Raw genomic sequence first — 22,928 nt, 5'->3', positions numbered from 1 at the left:
CTTGATTTTACTGATTAAAGTATTCGTAAATCATAACGCGTGATCCAATACTGAGAAACCAGCTCTCAATTCCTCTGTGAGCTTCTCCAGTCTCTCCCTCCCTGTCTCAGGATCCAGAGCCTTCCATCTCTCAACCATCGCAAGCTTGATCGCAAAGGCCAGAACCTTCTCTATTCCGAAATAGGAAAAAGCGGTCAGGTCAGAGAGAGTCTCCCAGCGAATGGAGTCCAGCCCCTTTTCAAAATCAAGCAGAGTACCTCTGGAAAACGCCAGTACTCTCTCAGTCCAGGGAAGTATCGATGAGAGTCCGAAATCCGGAGCGCTTGAACGCAGAATCTGCTCCGCTACATCGTTACGCCCTATCATTACTGAGGAGATCGCCCGGTCCCGTTCAGTCGCCAGCTCATCAAAATGCTTCAGTCCCTTGCGACTGTTTATTCCAGCAGCAAGATTACGGATGTTCAATTCAAAAGTATACCACTCTCTGATGAAACTGTTGCTGTGCGAAGTGACTTCATCGAAAAACAACCAGTTAAGCTGGTCACGTACAATCAAGCCGGGGAACAAAGGATGATTCTCATGGTGTGCTTCCAGAAAAATCTGCATGTAGCGGGGAAGCCGCTCGGTGTTCTTAAGAGAGGATGTAAGCTCCTCTCTGGAGAAATTTCCTCTGGGATCAAACTCACCCGAGTCTTCCAACACAGCGACCAGGTTAACATTGTCAAAAGGGAGTCTGATCAGCTTGAGCAGTTTCTGGTCATCGGAAGAGACCTGCTCTTCTGTTTCCGCCATAAAATCACAGAAAGAGGGGATATTCTTTCCCTCATCCAGTGATATATCGGGCAACCCCGCAACGAGGAAATAGTAGCTGCCTGACATGATTACTCACCAAAGAGATATTTACGGGTTCTTGGACGCAGGTATTCTTTGAAGAATTCCTGAAAATCTTCATCTGTAAGGCTGATTCTGAAACTGCCGCCGACCGGTCCGATACGAAATCCGGATTTGATAGACTTTGAAAAGGCCAGGTCGATGCTTTTCTTGAGCAGATCAGAAGCACTCTTTTCAAAAGACTTCTGCAGTTCTTCCTGTTTGTTAGCAGGAAGCAGGACTTCGAGTCTGGGGACCTCGCCTGAGGAGACTTTCCAGTTCTGGATTACTGTGGAGATAAAGTCTTTGACATTTGAGGGATCGGCAAGAACCTGAGTGGTACCGTCTTCGATTACTTTGGCTGTTACCAGATCAAGGATCTGCTGCTTTATCGCAGAGAGTACCTGAGACCCACTGAGCTTCAATTCAGATTCAGTGTTTCTCTTCAGCTCTTCTGCCTGACTGCGTGCATCGGCAAGAATTTTTTCTGCCTGTGCCTTAGCCTCAGAGATAATTCCAGAAGCTTTTGCTTCTGCTTCAGAGATGATCTGGCTGGCTTTCTGTTCGCCTCTCTCCACACCTTCCTGGTATATTTTTTCAGTCAGTTCCTGGATTTTTTGTTCCATTGGCTTTCCCCTGAACGAATGTAAAAAGAACTATTCGATTATCTGCTGTCCTGTCGCGGTTTCAATCATTGAGGAGTAAAAACACTCTCCAGATAAAATCGCAGAAAAACAATATACTAGTAATTTAGTTTCCATGCAATCATACTTTTATGGAATTTCGAATATGTATTAGTAATATTATGGAATATTGAGGTTCTTGTTTCTATGACATTGCCTGGAGAGATTTTTTTTCCGGGTATGATGCCAAAATACCGCACAATTTCTTTACAAGCATACCCTTCATCTCGATGTAAAAACAGATTTATTCTAATCATATCAAATCATCTGGATACCTGTTTACACAGGTATGATCCCTCAAGGTAACATTGGTTCACCCACATACATTGGATGCCTGTTTTCACAGGCATGACGTTTCAGGGCGACATTGTTCCCCACACGAACACCCTCACCTCTAGGTCGTTCCTGCATTCACCTGCGAGGTGAAACAATGAAAATGGCAAGTGACGGACTCCCTTTTCCGCAGGGATTATATTTTTTTCAAATCGGACCCTGCCACAGGATCCTTTAAAACAACACAAATCAGGAGATGCAGTGAAAAAAATTCTGCTTACCGGAGGAGGAACTGCCGGCCATGTTACACCCAACATTGCGCTGCTGCCCAGACTTCGGGAACTTGGCTTCCAGATACATTACATGGGATCAAAAAACGGAATAGAGCTTGAATTGATTAAGCGAGAGGGTATTCCTTACCATCCAATCAGCGCCGGTAAGCTCAGACGCTATTTTGACTGGAAAAACATAACAGACCTGTTCCGGATCGCTGCCGGGTTTTTCCAGTCTCTTATTATCATGGCAAAGCTACGGCCGCACATTGTTTTCAGTAAAGGTGGATTTGTTTCATGTCCGGTAGTTTGGGCAGCCTGGTGCCTGCGCAGACCTGTAATTATCCATGAATCGGATATAACCCCCGGTCTTGCAAACAGGCTTTCTTCTCCTTTTGCTGAAAAGATCTGTTACAGTTTCCCGGAGACCGGCAGATTTATCCCCTCTGGTAAAGGAGTGCACACAGGTCTTCCGGTAAGAAAAACCCTTTTGGGAGGAGATGCAAATGAGGGTAGACGACTTTGCGGCTTTCAGGATGACAAGCCGGTTCTGATGGTGATCGGGGGAAGCCAGGGATCACTGGTGGTAAATGCAATTCTCAGGTCTTCTCTTGCGGATCTTGTCAAGACGTACAATATTTGCCATCTCTGCGGGAAAGGAAATCTCGGTGATACTCTCCCAGGTTATGCACAGTTTGAATATGTCAATGATGAACTGCCGCATCTTTTTTCACTTGCGGATCTCGTTATCTCCCGTTCCGGCGCTACAACTCTCTTTGAACTCCTCTCTCTTCATAAACCTAACCTTCTGATTCCTCTTGCGACAAATGCATCCCGCGGTGATCAGATACTCAATGCTGAATCTTTTGCGAAACAGGGTTTCAGCAGAGTTCTTCCCCAGAATGACCTCACGCCATCTACACTTGTAAGCAGCATAGATAAGGCCTTTACTGAACGGGAAGAGATGAGAGCGGCGATGGAGAAGAGCAGTGTGGGAGATGGAGTGGAGGCAGTGATCGAGGTGATAAGGGGAATTGTCAATTAAAAAGCAATAAAAAGAGATATGTCTCTTTCCATAGGGATTTTCCAGCTTTGGGGATCATTTCGGGAGTATGCACTTCGACTTCGCTCAGTGCAAGCGATGAAGGGTGAGGAATCAGCATAAATGCCCACAGACTATTCTGAGCAGGAAAGCACCAGGGAACAGATAATGTAAAATCGACTTGGGCTTGCCCCCGCAAAACTGCAATAAAGCAGAAAACAGTAAAATTAATCTGAGTAATTTTGCAGGAAACGGATTTCGTTTCTTTTCTCTGTTCACTATTTCATCTCCGGGGTGAAATAGTGACTTAATTGAACAAAAAAGGGCCTCACTGAGTCTTTAATTCACCCCGGAGGTGAATTAAAGACATTACAGTCCCCCTCCCAAAGTAACCTCTGTTTCCTGATATCTTCATTAATAGCAAAGGTTATGGCTAATAAATAAACATTCAACAGCCACAACTGTTTCCTGAATCTGAATCATTCGATGTCGCTTTTGCCCACGTTCAGGAATGTACCTCGCTGATGTGGTCAACTGATCTGTATTTATGTCATTCCGTTTCATCTCCTTACCATCTCGATCCCAAAGCTATCCCAGTCATCTGTCAGGAAAAACATGCTCGTTCCGCCACTCCCCGGAGTCTCGTTAGCTATTTATTACTAATATTGAAGAATGCCGATATTCCGGTCTCATCAAGAAAAAAGGGATATTATTCCGGGAACAGTTATATAATTTATGAGTCACTTCAGAATAAGAATCAGCACCTTGAGAAGGAGATATAAAATGAAAATTCGTAAACTGATTCTGCCGACCTTAATACTCATACTCTCTACCGGATCGGGGTTTACATCCAAAGGAGCAAAACTTGTCGAAGTCAGCGTTGTGGATAAAGATTACCTGATGGTCCATATTCTCGATGGTGAAGTGACTCACCGTGATGACGGGATTGGAAGTACAGCTTTCACCAATCAATACGAAAACGACAGAGATACAGTCAAGCTTTACAATCCACCTCTGAGCACGAGTGCCGCCGGACTGACCTCCAGTTGGACCTTGAAATCCACAGATGATCAAAACTACGCCGGTGATGGACTCAATCCTGTGCAGTGTCACCGCAAAACCAAAATGAACGGCCATGCCCAGAAAGAGTGGTCAAACAATGACTTTATCTACGAGTATACCTATGAACATGTGATCTACCTGAAACTGCCCGGTTCCCTGCAGGAAGATAAAAACTATACACTCGAGATATCCGATGCGGTCAATACCGACAGTACGTCAATCAGTTTTGTCTACAACATATTCCACTCGCGTTCAGAAGCTGTAAGAGTCAATATTGTGGGCTATGATCCCGACAAGACCATGAAGTCAGCAGATCTTTACATCTGGATGGGTGATGGAGGTGCCAGGGACTACTCCAGCTTTGAAGGCAACAAAGTTTACATCTACGATGTAACGTCAAATCAGAGCACAGATGTGGGAACCGTCAGCTTCTGGAAGAAAAACCGCAACGATGTAGGCGGGCATAATCTTATCTGGTCAGATGTATGGAATGCGGATTTTGCAGGTTTCAGCACCAAAGGAACCTACAGGCTGGCTATCGAGGGCGTAGGATGCAGCCAGGATTTCACTATCGACAATAAAGTATACTATGGTCCTTTCAAAGTTTCTGTCCAGGGATTCTTCTATATGCGAATCGGACAGGACAGCACAGGAGGAATCTACCCGATACCCAGACGTCCTCTTTTCATTCCAGGAAAATCTCCTTCAAACACCAGAGTCTATCTGACAACCATGCACCCCTACCACTCCGAATGGAGCACTTTCTCCAGTGGTGATGTCTGGGATAAGCCAAATGACTGGGTGAAATACTGCAAGGATGGAAATCCCTTAAACCCGAATGCCATCGGTGGACACTCAGATGCCCTGGACTGGGATCGCCATCTCGGGCATATTTCAATAATCTACGACATGCTCCTCCCATTTATCCTTACTAACGGCGCTATCGATGATGACGATCTTGACATAGCAGAAAGCGGCAACGGCATCCCTGACATTCTTGACGAAGCGAGAAACGAGGTGGATTTCTGGCTGAATCTCCGTGATGGCCAGGGCTACTCTCATGGACTCACAAACCCCAATGACGGTAATCAACTGTTTCAGGCAGCACCTACCGCTGTTGCTGCATGGGCAAATGCAGCCAACGCTGCAATGCTTTCCAATTGTTTCCAGATCGCAGGAAAAACCGAGCTTATGAATGTGTATCGTGACAGCGCAATAGCAGCCTACGATTACGCAGGCAGTCTAAGCGACCAGATGCTTGACAAGACTCAAAACATCGGTGAATCTGTCATCCGGGGGCGGGATCTGAAGATGATGGCTGCGGCTTTCCTTTATAATGTCACAGGTGAAACAAAGTATGAAGACGCGATCGCAGAGGAAAGCGTTGTAAAAAACAGCACCTCAGAACTTGAGAACTACGGAACTGGAAACACCACAAACCAGTTGTATGCTACAGCAGGTTACCTTATGACCCAACGGGAGATCCATTACCCTGATCTATATGCAAACATGAAAGCTTCCATTATCTTTCAGGCAAAGGATAAAGAAACAGACTATATCCCTATCCGCCCCTCACGTCGTGCGACAAACGGCAACACGGGATATTTCCGGACAATTCAGAATCTGCAGCATACCATAATTGCCCACACAGTTGCTGACCAGCAGACCGACAAGGACCTCTTCCGCAGGGCAATGGTGCTTGAGGCTGATTACGGGCTGGGTAGAAATCCGATGAACATGATTCAGATGACAACCGCAAGCAGTATTCTTGAAGGTAAACGAAGCGTAATCAATGCTTACACATCCGGAGCAGATGACGGGGCCCCGGGAATGCATCCAGGACACACTCCTTATTTTAACCTCGATGACTGGTATTGCGATATGGTCATGGGTTGCCCGTCAAAACTCTATGAAAACTGCTACCCTGCCGATTTCAAACGCACATGGCCGGCCGATGAGGGGTATTTCAACACACGCTATGTATGGGCACACAATGAGTTCACACCTCAACAGACCATGAGAGGAAAAACAGCCCTTTACGGATACCTCTATGCCCTCGGGAAAAACGGAGGAACATCGGTAATCAGACACCGTAAACCTGTCCAATCCGGACTTGCAAAACAGGGGAAAACTCTTGTACGTATTCACGACCTGGCAGGGCGGGTAATCTGGTCGGGAAACAGGGAAATAGAGCCACAGGATATTTCCAGACTTCTACCTGCCAAAGGAGTGTTTCTCCTGGAAAAAATGCAGAATGGAAAGAGACAGGTCAGGCGGATTCTGAAACACTAAAAATCTGTTCTTCACATATCAACTATACAGTTGAAAATCGCAGTGGAGCTTGCATATTTACACACAAGCTCCACTGCGATTTACCAGTGATCTTCTTTTTTCTCTTCTTCTTCTTAATCATAGTCAATCATCTTGATCAGCTTAATCACAGTTCAAGACAATTTCTGCGATTTGCACCTTAAATGATCACCAGATTGTTTATCACATCTGTCACCCCGTCAGTATTACGAACGATCCTCTCCGCCACTTCATAAGCAACCCTGCTTTTTACATCCCCCATCAGGACTACTTTCCCATTATCAACCTGCACATCTATATCGTTTACATCGATCTCTGTGCTTCTGTCCAGCGCGGCCTCGATATCCCGTGCTATCAATCCATCGACATAATGCTTTGCAGGTACAACCGCCAGACGGTTATTGACTGAGACTACGCCCTGAACATTGGTAACTATCTCTCGTGCATGCACTTTTTGCCAGTAAGCCGGCACTGTACCGTCCAGAGTTACTTTCCCGTTTTCCACAGAGACCATTATATCGGAATTGTCAATGTTGGAATCCCACGAGAGGACATTGGTGACCATCCCTTTTATCTCCTCATCGGAGGGCAGAGGATGACCTGAGGGGAAGCGGACAGCAATATCGTTACGCACAGCACTTACTCCCGGCACAGCCCAGACATCCTGCTCGGCAGCCTGCCTGGCCAGCCATGTAGGGACAGTCCCGCTCAGCACAACAGTCCCATCCAGAAACTCTATGGTAATCCCGGATGCATCGACACGGGAATCCCAGAACAACTGATCAACAATGTTCTTTTTTATCTCTTCTTTACTGAAAGCCATCACCCCTCCTCATTTTTCTGATGCTTAAAAGCCTTCTGCAGCAACTCTGTCACCTCGCTGTCCTCAATCTGCCTGAAATCCTCATACCATAGCCCTACAGACATGAAAGGCTCCGGCATCTCCAGGCACACGACCTCATCTGCCACTGCTTTAAGCTCAAGACAGGTTGACTGCGCCCCCACCGGTACCGCAGCAACCAGTACTGACGGTTCCTTGCGTTTGATTGCCTTGAGCGCGGCCTTCATTGTAGCTCCAGTCGCCACTCCATCATCAACGACTATAACTGGACGACCGGAAATCCGGGGAGAGGGACGACCATTGCGATAGAGCTGCTGCCGTCTCTGCAGTTCAGCCAGTTGCTGCTGCGCAGTTTCCTCTATGGTTTCCTTTGATATAGACAGATAGTTCACTACCGCATCGTTCAAGAGCAGAATTCCTCCCTCGGCTATGGCTCCCATAGCAAGCTCCGGCTCATAAGGCGCCCCCAGTTTCCTGACCAGGAAAACATCAAGCTCCCCGTTTAGAGCAAGTGACACCTCAAAAGCCACCACTATCCCTCCCCGGGGAAGAGCTAAAACCAGAAGATCCGGCATGTCAGCATATTTCTGCAGATGTTTTGCCAGCTCCCGTCCAGCCTCAGCCCGGTCCCGATACCGTTCATTCATTTTATACCCCTTCGAGGAAGCGGTTTCCAAAAAACGGAAAAACTGTTCCTAAATCGGGAAGCGCGCTACCAGGAGATCGTCCCTTCGTCACTGCCCCCATAGCCGCTGTGGCCATAGTCTCCCACACTCTTTGGTCTCCTGCGTCCTGTGGCCTCACTTACCTTTATATGCCGCCCCTGGAACTCTTTTCCATTAAGATTATGAATGGCATCCTCAGCATTCTCCATCTCTACAAACCCAAACCCCCTGGATCTCCCGGTCTCCCGGTCTGTTATCACCGATGCCGATTCAACTTTTCCATACTGGCTGAACAGATCCTTCAAAGCCTCATCAGTAGTACCCCAGGAAAGATTCCCCACATAGAGCTTCTTAGACATGTACCGTCCCCTTAAATTTGATTCTTGAAAATTGCTTTTTAATAGAGTTGTGCTCAAAACAGTAGTTACTGCAATCCAAATACCAATCTCTGACGGCAATAGTTTTGCTACTCCTTGAAAAATCAAAGGAATGCCATGAACAAAAGAGGAAGCGGTGTCCTTCTCCATATCTCATCTCTGCCCTCCCCCTATGGAATAGGGGATTTCGGTCCCCGGGCATACCTTTTCGCAGATTTCCTCTCTGAAACCAGGCAGAGCTACTGGCAGGTCCTCCCCCTCAACCCTACCGCCCCACAACGGGATTTCTCCCCTTACAGCAGCATCTCATCCTTTGCACTCGATCCCCTCTTTATCAGCCCGGAACTGCTCCTGGAAGAATCCCTGGCTGACAAAGAGGATATCATCCCTCCCTGCTCCTTCAGTTCCGATCACACCGAGTACGAAAAAGCGCTGAAATTTAAAATGTCTCTGCTGGACTCAGCCTTCAGAAGAGCCCTGGAAAGAGGCTTGGGCCCCGATTTTCATCTGTTCTGCCACGAACATTCACTCTGGCTCGATAACCACGCCCTCTATCTTGCCCTCTCCTCCTACTTCAGCGGAAAACCCTGGAGCCAGTGGCCGGCAGAGATCCGCAACCGTGACCCTGCTGCCCTGAAAAATGCCGCTGCAGATCTGAGCAGAGAGATCCTCAAAGAGAAATTTATCCAGTTCCTCCTGCTCCACCAGTGGAACAGGCTGAAAAACTACTGCCACTCCAGAGGTATCCAGATAATCGGAGATCTGCCGATGTTTGTCAGTTACGAAAGCTCCGATGTATGGGCAAACCGCTCCATTTTCAAACTCGATGAGCAGCTTGAACCTCTCTCCTATGCCGGTGTCCCTCCGGATCGTTTCAGCGGCTCCGGCCAGCTCTGGCATAATCCGGTCTACAACTGGGATGTCCTCTCACAAAGCAATTACCAGTGGTGGGTGGAGCGATTCAAAAGGTCTTTCGAACTATTTGACATAATAAGAATAGATCACTTCAGAGGCCTTGTTGCTTACTGGGAAATCTCAGCAAAGAACATGAACCCTTCTGATGGAAGATGGGAACCGGTTCCGGTTTACCCCTTCTTTAACACCATGTTCAAGCACTTCTACTGCTTCCCTGTAATTGCCGAGGACCTGGGGATAATTACTCCCGATGTCCGGGAGACAATGAGCCGCCTGGGACTGCCCGGGATGAAGGTGCTTCTCTTTGCTTTTGAGAGCAATGTCACCAACCACCCCTATCTCCCTCACATGTATGAACGCAACTGCATGGCCTGTACCGGTACCCATGACACCAACACTATCCGGGGCTGGTTTGATAACGATGCCTGCGATGATGAGCGAAGACTGCTCTTCCGTTACCTGGGGGAAAAAGTCGACAATGAACAGATCAACTGGAAAGCGATTCAGATCCTTATGATGTCTGCGGCAGACATGGTTACCTTCCCTCTGCAGGACATACTGGGTCTGGGCTCAGACTCACGCATGAACAATCCGGGAACACGCAATAACAACTGGAAATGGCGGTTTCATGAGAGCAGCCTTTCACCGGCTGTAAGAGAAAACCTCCGGGAGAGGACTATTATTTACGGAAGAGAATAGTTTTACTCAAACAGATCCAGAAAACGATTTTCATATAGGTTATAGAGACCCCACCTGTCAAGTTCCTTTTTAAGCTCCTGCGCTTTGGCCCTGTCCTTGCCTGCAGCCTGAAACATCCTCTCTATCCTGTCCATCACATACCTTGGCACATCTTCGCTTAAAACCTCTTCCCTGGCCTCCTCCCCTTCCTCCATCTCAGGTTCGATTATCCCCGATGAGAAGAACTCTTTAAGCTTTTCCTCGATCTCTGCAAACATGGGATCTGCAGCCTCGATATCCGCCTCCAGCTCACTATAATCAATATCGACACCCAGCATCGATGACAGATTGCGGATAATGGTCAGCGCTGCCCTGGGATATGTCAGACCCGCGGCATAGGCAGGGATCGTAGCAAGCAGACAAACCGCATCGATACCCTTTGTTTCAGCGAAACCCAGGATTAATCCATTCAGCCCGCTTATTATCCCGTCCGGCATCGGCTCCAGACCTGAGTTCTCCAGTTCAATTTTAAGCTGGGTATTATTGCAGGCGTAAAGCAACTGAGGTTCTGCCGAATGACTCATCGGACGGGGAAGCGCTGCTGCGGTATAAATCCGCGGAGTATTCAGCTCCCGCGCAAGCTCCAGAATCGTACGGATCACATCGATATCGTGATTTCCTCCGGCGTGGGCATTGCTTTCAAAGATTACCAGATCGGGATTATGGTTGTGATAGAATACACTCTGGGGTGTTTCCGGAAAATGGGCTACTCCTGATGATACCATAATCGATTCCGGGACAATAAACTGGCTCATGTCAATTTGCGCGAACAGATGCGCGTCAAGATGACGCCTGAGGTAATCGACAGCCAGAATTCCTACATTCCCCGCTCCTGTCCAGGCGGCAAACATCAGTGGTGATGTGTTAAAATGAGTTCTGTGCAGCAGATTCATACTCATTTCCCGCTATCCCTTTCCCAGTACCTGGTTCGATTGTAGTATTTGTATAGTTTCTCCTCGAACTCCCGTGTGAGTGGTACACTACTGTCATAAGCAGGGCTGTTTCTGATCTCTTCACCCTTTACATCCACATACACCACCGCTTCTCCCCAGTCAATGCCCTTCGTCCATTGCGGTGCGATAAGCACTTTCTTTCCAGGAATGATATTCCGGGTATCTGCAACCAGATATCGTATTACCCACTTATCATCATCTATTATATAATCATCCACATGCCCTGTCTGCTCATCTGTGGCCTGAATGTGATACCCCCTGATCTCCCTTGTCTCTCGCAGGTGAGATTCACGAGTCTCGGTCTCCATTCTTAAATCCTTCTCGACCGCCTCAAAAGCAAGCCTCTCCTCAGGGAAAGCATAAGGAGGAACATGCTCGGGATACACCGCATTTCCCAGGGAGTTAAAATTCACCGGATAATCCCAGTAGTAAGGCCAGGAGTAGTAATCGTGAAGCTGCATCTCTTTCTGACGGGAAACCGTCTCTACTGTATCAATCTCGGGACTGTTGCGGACCTGCTCTCTTGAGTTTTTCACCACTATGGAATCACTGCGTACATTATCTATGCAAGCCGGTGAAAGTAAAACTTTCCTGCCGATAAGAATCGGACCAGTGTCAACTACCAGATATCGGACAACCCAGTTCCGGTCATCGAATAAAAACTGCTCTAGCTTCCCAACCACGCCATCAACAGCCTCAACATGAACCCCACTGATCTCCCTGACACTGCGCAACATTTCCAGCCCCCAAAAATGGTTGTTTTTACAATGTTGGGCAAACAACATGCCAGTGGACCGTGTCACGGCCCGGTTATTTGCAAAGATGATAAATTTTCTGAAACCCTTAAGAGGCAGGATTATTTCGACCAGTAAAGATTAGAAGCTGAAAGAAATTACGGACTGGTAAATGTTTCCAGCCGGGAATTGATTATTGATAAAATGAAAACCCGCTGTTTTTTCTGTTCTTTTCCGCATGCGGAGATGCAATGGATTACTGTAAACCTTTTTATATCTTCATATTCATCGCTTCCCGTACTTCCTCAAGTGTCTTCTCAGCCTCTTCTCTTGCAGTTCTGACACCGGCACGCAGAGTTTCACGGACAAAATCCATGTTCTGCTCCAGTTCCTTCCTTCTGGTTCTGATCGGCCGCAGATATTCGTTTATCGAATCTGTCAAAAATGCCTTTAATTTTCCTGAACCGCCATCTCCGATTTCTTCCGCTATTTCTACAGGTGATCTACCGGTTGTCAAAGAGGCTATAAGCAGAAGGTTGGATACTTCCGGGCGTTTTACCGGATCAAAAGTGATAGTCCTTTCTGAATCGGTCTTTGCCTTTTTTATCAGCCTCGCAGTCTCATCCTCATCCGCACTCAGCATTACCGCATTATTCCTGCTTTTACTCATTTTCTGAGAGCCATCGAGCCCCAGGATTACCGGAGCTTCACTCAGGAGCGGCTGAGGCTCCGGGAAGAGCGGCTGTTTACGGGCAAATCTGTCGTTAAAACGCCTGGCGATTGTTCTGGTCAGTTCCAGATGCGGCAGTTGGTCCTTTCCCACAGGTACCACATTGCCTTTACAGAACAAAATGTCTGCGGCCTGATGCACCGGGTAGGTGTACATGCCCGCATTGATTCGTTTCTGACCTGAGGCAATGATCTCCTCCTTTACAGTGGGATTTCTGTCAAGTTCCGCATTTGTCACAAGAGTCAGAAACGGAAGCAGCAGTTGATTAAGTTCCGGGACATGGCTGTGAGGAAATATGAATGTTTTCCCATCTGTGGCATCTATGCCTGCTGACATGTAGTCAATTGCCAGTTGTCTGATATTTTCGGAGATATTTTCAAAAGTATCTCTGTCTGTGAGAACCTGATAATCTGCGATAACGATAAAGGTCGGTACTCCCATCCTGTGCAGTTTTACTCTGTTCTGCAATGATCCGAAAAGATGACCTATATGAAGCCTTCCTGTAGGCCTGTCCCCTGTGAGTACCTTATACGCCCCGGGCCTTTTCTGAAGATCTTCTTCAAGTTTCCTGCTTCTCTCAAGAGTAGCCTCAAACGTGCCGTAATCCAACTGTTCTTCTGACATTCCTTTTTCCCGTTTTTGATTGTCCAATTCTTAACTCTGAACACTACCTGTATAGTTACTTTTCAAGATTAATAAGTTACCATTTTTTCACTATAAAGCACAACATCGAAGTGTTAAAAGAATCCGGCGTTTGGAAGTTCATATTGTGGATGGGGAGCAGGAAAAATACAGAGGAATTAGTCTCAGAGGGAAAAAATGAGAAAAGAGTAAAAAAAGGACCCAAAGGGTAAGCCTCAATTGAGAGCACAAAAACGCCTCAGCGCCCTTTGCGTCCTCTGCGTTTTAACTTTTATCATCTAATCAGGTTTGAGATAACTTTTCAGATCTCACCAGCTTCTTAACATTTTACCTTTCAGGGCTGGAAGGCTGTGAAACACGGGAAATAACCTCACCTGCAAGCTCCTCTCCAGCCTTTGTGGCCAGGTCTCCAACAGAGACAATCCCGCTTGGTTTGCCGGCATTATTGGTCACAACCACACGTCTCACCTTTTTCTCTTCCATCACCCTGGCGCAATCCCTGACATCGGAATCCTCATTGCAGGTAAAAGCACCTCTGCTCATTATGTCGCTGATTCTGGTGTTGTTAAGATCCCGCCTTTCCGATACAGCGCGTAAAACTATGTCGCGATCTGTGACTACACCTGCCAGTTTATCTTCCTGAGAGACAGGAAGAGCCCCCACATTGAGTTCTCTCATCCTGTGGGCGGCATTAATCACCGGTTCATTGGCAGAGATCATTTCCGGTTGAGCTGTCATAACCTCTTTAACCTTCATTCTGCTACTCCTTTGATTCTAAGAACCATTACTTTGTCAAGCAACAATCTGATACTGCATTAAAGAGGAAATGCTAAATCCATGCCGGAAATAATGAGACTATCTCTGAGCACTAAGCCTAGATGCCATCTCGGCGACAAATTTACCCTGAAATCTGGCTCCTGCCAGTTCGTTTTCCGATGGGTGACGGTTGCCCTCTCCACCTACTATAGTAGATGCACCGTAAGGGCTGCAGCCAGTTATCTCATCCATCCGGGTCTGCCCTGTAAATGAATAAGGCAAACCGGCAATGAGCATACCATGGTGCAGGAGAGTAATATGAAATGAAAGAATTGTAGATTCCTGTCCCCCATGCTGGGTAGAAGTGCTGGTGAAGACACTCCCGACCTTGCCCACCAGAGCACCTTTAGCCCATAGCGGCCCGGTTGAATCCAGAAACAGGCGCATCTGCCCGATCATATTCCCAAATCTTGTAGGAGTTCCGAAAAAGATGGCATCATAGTCTGCCAGCTCCTCCATCTTACATTCCGGAATATGAGAAAACTGCTTCTGGGCCTCTATCGCCCCCATCTTCTGCAGAACAGACTCGGGAAGAGTCTCCGGAACCCTCCTGATCACCACTTCTGATCCGGGAATACTGGAAGCCCCCTCAGCAACCGCTTCAGCCAGCCTGTAAGTATGACCGTAAGTTGAATAAAACAGGACCAATGCTCGCATCTGGACCCCCTTCATCTGCTGGTTTATGGAATGAGTGAATAAACAGATAAAAACAATAAATCTTTTTCTCCAGTTAATCAAGAGAATCTTAATATTTTACATTTAATAAACTTTGACCGCTCTCCCGTTCGGTATCACCATCGGAATCTTAATGCTTAAATAACAGCTTCGCACAGTAAGCGATAAAAAGAGCCCGGCACGGGTATTGCCCTCTTATTATTCATGACCGATGAAGAATTTGAACGGGAAATAATTCAGAGAAGCTATAAACAGCCGGTACTGGTAGACTTCTGGGCTCCATGGTGCGGGCCATGTAAAGTGTTAAGCCCTCAGCTTGAGGTAATACACAGCAGACACAGAGGAGAGTGGGTGCTTGTGAAGATCAATGCCGACAAAAACCCATCCATCTCAATCCGCTGCCATGTCACAGCAATACCCTCTGTCAAACTTTTTTACAAAGGAGAGATAATAAGCGAATTTCATGGTGCCCTGCCCGGACACATCATTGAAGAGTGGATTAAAAAATCTCTGCAGAAAACACTGTGATTGCAAGTCTCCCTAAATCCATCCCAGAATACGGTATCCTATTATCCCGTAAATCTCATGAAGGTTCACTGTAGACCTGTGAAGCGAATAGGAGGAGGGAAGCAGGTTTATAATTTTGAAAAATCCAACTTTCTCATAATTAAAATCGGCCGCCGCCGGATAAACCTCAAAACCGTTTTTCCTGAAAACCGCAACTGATCTGTACATGTGAGATGCACTTGTAACCAGAATTACTTTCCTGGGCAATTGAAGCGAATCCAGAATTCTTGCTACATAAGGCCCATGCTCATGGGTGTTCTGTGCCAAAGGTTCAATGATAATATCTGCTGAATCCACTCCCATTTCTCTTAAGAGAAGTGCATTATGGCTCGCTTCAGTTCTACTCTGATTCTTCTGACCTACAAACCTCCCAGTAGTTATAATTCTGTTGCAGACTCCCATTTTGTAAAGCCTGCTGCCATGAATTATCCGGTCCCCTGCCTCATTGATCTCCGGATACTGTCTGGGATAGCTTATACTCACTCCTCCTCCTCCAAGGACAACTATTGCAGAGCAATCCCGGGGCAACTCCGCACTTCCGATGTAGTCCTTCTCCAGAATCCAGCTTAAAAAGCGTGTTACCGGTGGAAAAGAAAAGAAAAAAAGGATAAAGAGAGCAAGGCCGATCAGATAAACGCCAAACCGCTTTTTAAAACATGTAACGATAAGCCCGCAAGAGAGTAAAATCAGTGTCAGGCCAACGGGATACAGAGGGAAAGCTATGAATTTTAACAATAAAGCCATAAAAATTGACACTACCAGTCCGCTTCTACATCGACCCCTGTCCTCTGCGAACTGCCGGATGTATACTGGTGAACCTCAAATCTGTTTCCGTCCGGATCGGTCAGCCAGATCTGATATGTATTGTCACAACCAAGCTTCTTTTTAGTGAACTCGATTCCACCAACAGAGAGTTTTCTAATCAGAGAATCAATATCATCTGTTTCAAGGCAAAAATGAGCAATGCCACCTTCCTGGACCTTATCAATCTCCGGATTCTCAAAAATCTCGATATAATTTCCATCAGCTATCTTCAGATAAGCCCCAAACTGTTTCCCATTTTTTGTGAATCTGAATTGAGGAGTAAAGCCCAATCTGGCATAATACTCAATGGATCTCTCCAGATTTTTCACATTCAGACATACATGTGCCAAACGCCTGATCATTTTCAGTCTATCCACTTTCCTGTTACTCGAAATATACAGATCTCTGCAAATATACTTTTTTTTGAAGCATCAGATTTATCTCAGTTCCTTCTTTGTTATAATCGAAAACTCCAGATCAGAGAAATTGGAGCCAAACGACTTCACCTGACGCTCGATTGTCCCTATTCCCCGCCCGGAAAACTCAATCTTCTGCAGTTCCGAAAGAAGAAGCAGTTCAAAAGCAGCAGCTAACATCCAATCGACCCTGCTTTTATATCCACAGAGTGCCAGCGCCTTTGTTTTTCGTAAAAACCTTTTCAGATTTCGTCTGTCGGTTTTTAGCGTGCTGCAGGATGCCAGCATGACAATGGAATTATAACAGGCCTCATCGAGCATCTCTCCCAGACGGTCCAGGCTGTATTCTTCCTTTCCTATGAGCAGTGCCTCATTCTCACCGTGAAATGCCAGGTACAATATTGGAAAATTGCGGTATCTTGCCTGTTTCCACTGTTTAAGGTAAAACTCCAGTTCCTCTATTGTAGCCACATCCTGATGAATGTACTTCACACCATCGTTCACCTCAAGCATATTAAGAATAGGTTGAACGGTGGATTTTCGCTTTAAATCATTGTCCCACAAACCCTCAAGACAGAATATTCCTTTGGTAGCCATATTTTATCCCTGATTTATGGAGATGAAAAAATGAGAAAGCGGGCAATTCAGCCCTGAAAATGCGGATACAGGTTTAAAATGATATATGGGTAGGAATCAAAGAAAGAGGGCTGCTATGGGACTATTTTCACGAAATTTGAACCCGGCCTTCCATTCTCATAACAAAGCTTCAGCCAATTCCCAGATCTCGCTGAAGAACTGATCCTTACCTCATCTATAATCCCCCGAAACCATCTGTCTGGCACTTCGGCATCATGCCCTATCTGAAAAGAATAAGTGCTGTTATCAGGCGGGCCGGAATTACCGATTTCAGTCTGCAGTACCCCATTTACATAAAGCTGTATTCTATTGTTTTCATACACCCCTGCCACATGATACCAGGTTGAGTTCTGAAGCGCGGCGTTACTGCGTGCATAATTATATGTATTAGCTCTATGCACAACCATTCCTACCTTTCTGGTATCGTTTGTGATTTCCAGATGGTAAGAATGATTACCTTTTGAAATTATCGGCTGATATGAGCCAGGCGGCAAAAAACCCATATTTGGATACACCCATGCCTCAACAGTAAAAGAAGCTCCAAGTCTCATATCCGGCCTGTTTCCAATATCGACATATCTTGCTGAATCTATGGATATTGCAGAACCTGCTATTCCTTTTGTTATATTGGAAGACTCAATGCTGACAAGTGTTCCATCATTTTTCCTCCCGCTTGCATCCGGGATAGTGTTCGATTCCGGTGTCATATGCCATACACCTCTGAAATCTCCAAAAACCCCGGCACTGTTTTCCAGTGAAGGTTCAGAACTGTAGTCCATTACTATGTATTGATTTCCGTTGTTGCCGTATACTGTATCGAGCAACACCCAGATTACAGCAGATTTTTCTTCAGGAGACCACTTTTCAATTTCAAAAGGAAGAGCGGTACCGTTTACCTTCTCAAAACGGAGTTGTGACGGAGTGGAGATCGAAGAGAAATCAATATTTGAATCCAGCTCGATTTTTACCGGGAACCTGATAATATTGGCAAGAACATTAGCTCCGGATACAGTGGTGTTAAAGTATACTCTGCACAATTGAGATCTGGTCCTGAAAGTCCACACCGGGCTCTTCACAGAATCCCGCCCGTCAAATGAGACTACTTGCCATCTGTAAATCGTATCCATCTGTATTTCAGGAAGATAGTAAGAAGTGTCCTCTAATGCTCCCGCACAGGTTAACTCTCCTCCGGATAAGCCATAAAAGAGAGTGTAGGTTATCGGGTTGTTGTCAGGATCACCGCCACTCCAGAACAGACTTACATCTGAAGAGTAGACAATTCCGTTATCTGCAGGAAGTGGAGATGATGGGACATTTGGAGGAAGACCATAGTAGATGGCATACTGTATCGAATAATTGTTACCACCACGGTCGGTGATTTCAATTTCAAGAGTATCTCTTACCTTATCCGCCGTAAAAGGATCCAATATAACCTTTATGATACCATCCGGCCCCGCAGATTCGATCCTCCTGCTGTTAAGCAGAGAAATTACCACAGTATACTGTTCCACATCAGAGGGATCAGGATCAGAGATTACAAATGTGAGTGTTTCCGGTGTAACAGCAGCACTCAGGTCAAGCTCATCTCTGCCATTAAGAACTACATCATCGGAAACCGTAAAGGGACGGTTTGGAGGTACTATATGAATCAACACCCGGAGAGTATCGCCATTTCCCGCAGAATCACTTACTGTTATGATCAGATTACAGTAACCGGTATCACCTGTTTCCGGACTGTACTTGAGTGTATCTTTCAAAACCGGTACTGAATTACAGTTTGCCGTGGCTTTAAATGAGAATGGAGCGCTTCCGGTTCCATCCTTTGTCCTCAGAATAACTATCAGTTCATCATCTGTTTCCATAAACCCGGGAAAATCTGCAATCGATGTCTCAAAGCGGACTCTCAGTGCCTGATCCATGATGAAATAAGAGATATCGCCGGTTGCGGATGATTTAATATCCGACGCAGTTACTTTCCATTGATATGTGCCAGCTCTGAGAAGCTTCTCTATTGTATATACAGTATCTGTCAACCCGGATGCCTCCCTGAAGAAAGGTCCTCCATCGATTGCCAGAAACAGATCGTAACTCAAAGAACCACCATCCGGATCAAAACACGACCATCTGAAAGTTACCGAACTGTCCTTTATCACTGACGCACTGTCGGGATAAACAGCAACCGGTTTTTCAGGAGGAGTACCATAATAGATCAGAAATTTGACAGAGTCACTGTGCCCGGCTTTATCAGTAACACTTATTGTAAGAGTATCCAGACCTTTTGTTTTCTTCAGCGGATCGATATTCAGTATAATTTTGTTCAAATCCACAACCACTGCAGTTGATTCACCACCAAGTGTACGGAAAGCACTGAAAATCTCTACACTGCTATCAGGATCCGAAATATTGATTATCAGGTCCTGAATTGAATCTGTTCTGCTCAGATCCAGAGATGAATCAGGAGTCCACTCTCCTTTCCAGTCAACAGAAAGTGAAAACTGGCGGTTTGGAGGTACGACTCTCAAAGATGGATAGATTGCATCAACGTTTTTAAAAGAATCGGTAACGGTAATAACAAACTGGTGAAAACCGGTGTCTTCAACGGAAGGCTTCCAGATCAGCCACCCATCAACAACAGGCATTTCCGTTTCTTCACGTGCTTTACGAACCACCTTCAGGCGAAGTGGAGGTTTGCCTGTCCCGGCAACTGTGGCCAGCTTTATCCTGAGGCTGTCTTTATTGGCCTCGAGCAGCTCCGGAAAATCATCTTCGGATACAGAAAAATGTACCGGGTCGGGGATTCCAGATGAATCCACCACCCTGATGGAAAAAGTATAGGGTACAGCTTCGAAGAGATCCTTTACAGAGATGGAAACCTGCCAGGTGCCGGTATCGGTAAGCGCAGGAGTCCATAAGATTTTTCCGGTAGTCTGGTTTATTGTAAGCGATGTCGGACCATTCATTTTTGTATATGTGATAAGGTCATTGTCAGCATCTACGGCTATCAGATTATCCTCGTAAACTCCACCTGCAATAAAGGGCAGAGGAGGATCGGGAAAGTCGATAATCTGGGGTGGCCTGTTCTGTCTGAGCACGACACTTCTGGAAGTGGTTCTTCCGGTGCTGTCTGTGATTTCAACTTCATAAAGTGTACCCCATTCAGAATGTGCTGCACCGACTTTCTTCTCCCAGATATATGGTGAAGTCTTCGTAACTATGACATCATTGATTCTAACCGATCTGATCCCTTTCCCCTCATCAAAAGCCACAATACGCATTAAAGCTGTGTTTTTCTCTACAATCAGCACTCCGGATTGTACCTGCTTTCCATCAACAGTCAGCTCAACCAGAACCGGAGGAAGTGTATCCGTAAAGTTAGGATCGTAAATCATCACGAACGGCTTCTCTGTGACCACCTCTTTTTTACTGTTGAGCACAAGAACCTTCACCTTGTTGACAAGAGATGCAAGATGGATCGGGAAGCTCCAGTCAGCACTGTAACTGCCCATTACATCCAATGTGTCACCCTGCACTTTGCCGTTTACTTCCACACACATGGAAAAATCAAGAGAATCAGAGGAGTAGTTTACAATCTCACCGATTACTATCCAGTCTCTTACCGGAGTCAGAATACTGTCCCTGAATGGAACTCTCACTGTGATTCCAGGCGGATTTCCTTTTGCCAGTGTAGAGTCATAGAGAAGCCAGAATATTTTTTCAGTCTGATTTGAAAATGGATCAATTGCCCTCACAATCAGCGGCCAGGGCCTGGGAAGGGTATCCAGGCTCGCGATCTTCTTGACAAACAGATCATTTGTGATGATATCGAAAGGCTGATTGTCAGCGGATGCCCCGTATACTGTACCGGAACCATAATCACGTATATACGCCTTGAAGAAGAAGTCCTTTTCCGATGCGATGACAGTGTCCTTCCCGACACTTCCCTCGTTGGCACTTGTAATTACCGGGCCTTCATTATCGGTAAGTGTGTAAAAAAAGCCACTCTTTGGAGAGGCGTATTTTCCGGAAAGATCGGTGACCCACAGTTCTCCGGTTTCCACCGACCCCGATGTTCTTATCACACTTCTGGTACTGGGGGGCACAGAAGTCACAATCACACTGCGTCCGAACGACCAGTGGTAAAGCACATCACGGTCATCAACCGGCTCTGTGGCAAGATCTATGCTATCACCCATCGATCCTGAAATACTCTCCTGTTTAAGCGGCGACCTTGCGTAAACATTATAAGATTCCACCACCTCATCATCATTTTCCCGGAAGGAGTACAGACTGACCTTGTGCCAGCCTGTGTCGTAAAAAGAAACCAGGAACCTGTACGGCCCGGCTCCGAGCCGCCCTCCAAATGCAAAAATGGTCGAATCTTCAAAGAACCGGTTCGACTCGGTATGGATTGTAAACTTCTCCAGAAGCACCCCGACAGCCACCGCCACTACCAGCGTTTCTGTGGAGAAGATTCCCACTGTGTCACCATCCTCAAAACCCTCCACAAACACAGCCCGGGAATTACTGTCATCCTCAAAAGGGTTGTAATCACTGACACAGAACAAAAAGACAGGGAAACAGGCAAGCAGCACCAGTGTAACTAAAAATCCTGTCAAGTACATTCTTTTCATCTGTTCCCTACCTGTACTACTCTGCTGTCTGCTTTCTGATTTTCAAAACAGAATTTTATCCATTCAGGTGTCCGGCGTACATGTGAAAATCTCATTTCATCGAGACTACCATAAAATGTTCCGGACATGCCGTTGTATTCACCCCCTATTGCCGCAATAGTTGTTACGGCGGAGAGTGGGTCACCGAGGTTTACTTGTGCACTTCTGACAAGAGAGCCGTCCAGGTACACATGCATACTGTCTGCATCGTAATCCACAGAACAGTAAAGATGGTGCCAGCCTCCTGATACCGGTAATGCTTCGGTAGACATAGAATGAGTGTTTGGGCTTGACGATCTGGCACTTAGAACTATCCGCCAGTCACTTGTAAGGCTGACCCTGAATCTGGCTTCAAAGGTTCCAGTAGTACCCAAAGAGAGAAAAACTCTGTCAAAGAACTGTGCGGTTGTTACATTGAACCAGGTTTCCATGCTTATCTGACTGGAGTTGCTCCCCATGTTATTGTTTCCCGGAATCCTTATCCAGTCATAGCTCATACCCGCAACACCAAAGTACTGCCCTCGTCCTATCAAACCGTCATTGGTATTGGTGTTTACCATGTCATCACCATGGTACCCGTTTGCGGTTGCATCCTGGTAGAGTCCCTGATTCCCGGTAGCGGGTCTGCTTTCTTCCAGGTGCCAGACCCCGACAAACCCTTTCTCTACATCAAATACTTTCGTACCATCCGACCCATTTTCATACCCCTCTCCCCAGGACATCCGTATCACCTGGGAATCATCATTCCCTTTCAAGGTATCAAGAAGCACCCAGATTCCGGCCTGATTTCGCTCCCAGTAGTCGATCTGGTATGGAAGTTTTCCGGGTGCGCCTTTTCTTGTGAAACTCAAACCCGCTTTATCACCATTAGGACCGAATTCCGAAAAATCAAAATTAGTGTTGTCAAGCCGTACCAAAACAGGTATATCATAAACATCCTTATAGATTGCCGCTCCGCTTGAAGTGGTATTTATTCTTATCTCCGTTGTTCTGGAATCAACTATGAAAGTCCACACCGGACTCTCTGAAGACGATTTTCTGTCCCTGGCAACAACTTTCCAGTAATATGTTCCTGATTTCCGTGCGTCAACGAATGTGTATGAATTGGAGGTTATTACTTCGGCAATTAAATGTTGCTCAAAGTGATAGGGCATAATTTATTTTCAAGATATGGAAAAACGAGATTTTAGGAAGCTTTCTTCTGATGCGCAACTTGAAATAAAAAAAGCAGCGCTTA

19 protein-coding genes are annotated in these 22,928 nt (G+C 46.2%); 4 read left to right on the top strand and 15 right to left on the bottom strand.

The genetic code is table 11. The annotated features are described in order from the left end of the window. Window positions 1–30 precede the first annotated feature (30 nt). Together GX089_08095 and GX089_08090 are read right to left on the bottom strand one after the other, a co-directional pair. Window positions 31–879, bottom strand: coding sequence for a DUF2764 family protein (locus tag GX089_08095; protein ID NLP02439.1), 849 nt, complete (start codon window positions 877–879; stop codon window positions 31–33). 2 nt (window positions 880–881) lie between these two features. Continuing rightward, on the bottom strand, window positions 882–1,496 hold the full coding sequence (locus GX089_08090; protein ID NLP02438.1) for a V-type ATP synthase subunit E: 615 nt from the start codon (window positions 1,494–1,496) through the stop codon (window positions 882–884). 591 nt (window positions 1,497–2,087) lie between these two features. On the opposite strand from GX089_08090, the gene GX089_08085 reads away from it, so the two are divergent. Further along, a complete protein-coding gene (locus GX089_08085; GenBank protein ID NLP02437.1) occupies window positions 2,088–3,143 on the top strand; it encodes an undecaprenyldiphospho-muramoylpentapeptide beta-N-acetylglucosaminyltransferase in 1,056 nt (351 codons plus the stop codon). 780 nt (window positions 3,144–3,923) lie between these two features. Further along, the gene (locus GX089_08080) at window positions 3,924–6,494 is read left to right on the top strand and encodes a glycosyl hydrolase family 5 (protein ID NLP02436.1); all 2,571 of its coding nucleotides are present in this window, start codon (window positions 3,924–3,926) and stop codon (window positions 6,492–6,494) included. 178 nt (window positions 6,495–6,672) lie between these two features. Here GX089_08080 and GX089_08075 read toward each other — a convergent pair whose 3' ends face one another. The 3 genes from GX089_08075 to GX089_08065 all read right to left on the bottom strand — a co-directional run bounded on the left by GX089_08075 (window position 6,673) and on the right by GX089_08065 (window position 8,377). After that, window positions 6,673–7,335: a BON domain-containing protein gene (locus GX089_08075; protein ID NLP02435.1), complete on the bottom strand. Its 663-nt coding sequence runs from the start codon at window positions 7,333–7,335 to the stop codon at window positions 6,673–6,675. After that, window positions 7,335–8,000: a phosphoribosyltransferase gene (locus GX089_08070; GenBank protein NLP02434.1), complete on the bottom strand. Its 666-nt coding sequence runs from the start codon at window positions 7,998–8,000 to the stop codon at window positions 7,335–7,337. The genes GX089_08075 and GX089_08070 overlap by 1 nt, the downstream gene beginning before the upstream one ends. 65 nt (window positions 8,001–8,065) lie before the next feature. After that, on the bottom strand, window positions 8,066–8,377 hold the full coding sequence (locus tag GX089_08065; protein ID NLP02433.1) for an RNA-binding protein: 312 nt from the start codon (window positions 8,375–8,377) through the stop codon (window positions 8,066–8,068). Window positions 8,378–8,512: 135 nt separating this feature from the next. Between GX089_08065 and malQ the strand changes: the two genes are divergently transcribed. Further along, the gene (gene malQ, locus GX089_08060) at window positions 8,513–10,009 is read left to right on the top strand and encodes a 4-alpha-glucanotransferase (GenBank protein NLP02432.1); all 1,497 of its coding nucleotides are present in this window, start codon (window positions 8,513–8,515) and stop codon (window positions 10,007–10,009) included. Window positions 10,010–10,011: 2 nt separating this feature from the next. On the opposite strand, the gene GX089_08055 is transcribed toward malQ, so the two are convergent. From GX089_08055 to wrbA, 5 genes are all read right to left on the bottom strand, one after another. Continuing rightward, window positions 10,012–10,941, bottom strand: a complete 930-nt coding sequence (locus GX089_08055) for a hypothetical protein (GenBank protein NLP02431.1) — start codon at window positions 10,939–10,941, stop codon at window positions 10,012–10,014. 2 nt (window positions 10,942–10,943) lie between these two features. Further along, window positions 10,944–11,738, bottom strand: a complete 795-nt coding sequence (locus GX089_08050; protein ID NLP02430.1) for a PRC-barrel domain containing protein — start codon at window positions 11,736–11,738, stop codon at window positions 10,944–10,946. 268 nt (window positions 11,739–12,006) lie between these two features. Next, window positions 12,007–13,089 (bottom strand): tryptophan--tRNA ligase, encoded by a 1,083-nt coding sequence (gene trpS / locus GX089_08045; protein ID NLP02429.1) that lies wholly within the window; start codon window positions 13,087–13,089, stop codon window positions 12,007–12,009. A 345-nt stretch (window positions 13,090–13,434) separates the two neighbouring features. Continuing rightward, window positions 13,435–13,863, bottom strand: a complete 429-nt coding sequence (locus tag GX089_08040; GenBank protein ID NLP02428.1) for a CBS domain-containing protein — start codon at window positions 13,861–13,863, stop codon at window positions 13,435–13,437. Window positions 13,864–13,962: 99 nt separating this feature from the next. Next, complete coding sequence (wrbA, locus tag GX089_08035) at window positions 13,963–14,580, bottom strand: NAD(P)H:quinone oxidoreductase (GenBank protein NLP02427.1); 618 nt, start codon at window positions 14,578–14,580, stop codon at window positions 13,963–13,965. Window positions 14,581–14,802: 222 nt separating this feature from the next. Here wrbA and GX089_08030 point away from each other — a divergent pair, with 222 nt between their 5' ends. Then, window positions 14,803–15,126 (top strand): thiol reductase thioredoxin, encoded by a 324-nt coding sequence (locus GX089_08030; protein NLP02426.1) that lies wholly within the window; start codon window positions 14,803–14,805, stop codon window positions 15,124–15,126. A gap of 12 nt (window positions 15,127–15,138) precedes the next feature. On the opposite strand, the gene GX089_08025 is transcribed toward GX089_08030, so the two are convergent. From GX089_08025 to GX089_08005, 5 genes are all read right to left on the bottom strand, one after another. Further along, window positions 15,139–15,909, bottom strand: a complete 771-nt coding sequence (locus GX089_08025; GenBank protein NLP02425.1) for a YdcF family protein — start codon at window positions 15,907–15,909, stop codon at window positions 15,139–15,141. 11 nt (window positions 15,910–15,920) lie between these two features. Then, a complete protein-coding gene (locus GX089_08020) occupies window positions 15,921–16,346 on the bottom strand; it encodes a VOC family protein (protein NLP02424.1) in 426 nt (141 codons plus the stop codon). Window positions 16,347–16,406: 60 nt separating this feature from the next. Beyond that, window positions 16,407–16,982 (bottom strand): hypothetical protein, encoded by a 576-nt coding sequence (locus GX089_08015; protein ID NLP02423.1) that lies wholly within the window; start codon window positions 16,980–16,982, stop codon window positions 16,407–16,409. A gap of 113 nt (window positions 16,983–17,095) precedes the next feature. Continuing rightward, complete coding sequence (locus tag GX089_08010) at window positions 17,096–21,652, bottom strand: DUF2341 domain-containing protein (protein ID NLP02422.1); 4,557 nt, start codon at window positions 21,650–21,652, stop codon at window positions 17,096–17,098. Beyond that, complete coding sequence (locus tag GX089_08005; protein ID NLP02421.1) at window positions 21,649–22,845, bottom strand: LamG domain-containing protein; 1,197 nt, start codon at window positions 22,843–22,845, stop codon at window positions 21,649–21,651. Before GX089_08005 ends, GX089_08010 begins: the two co-directional genes overlap by 4 nt. Window positions 22,846–22,928 lie beyond the last annotated feature (83 nt).

Source organism: Fibrobacter sp., from assembly GCA_012523595.1.
Taxonomy (GTDB): domain Bacteria; phylum Fibrobacterota; class Chitinivibrionia; order Chitinivibrionales; family Chitinispirillaceae; genus JAAYIG01.
Note: the sequence above shows the minus strand (reverse complement) of the source record. Positions and strands in the feature narration are given on the sequence as shown.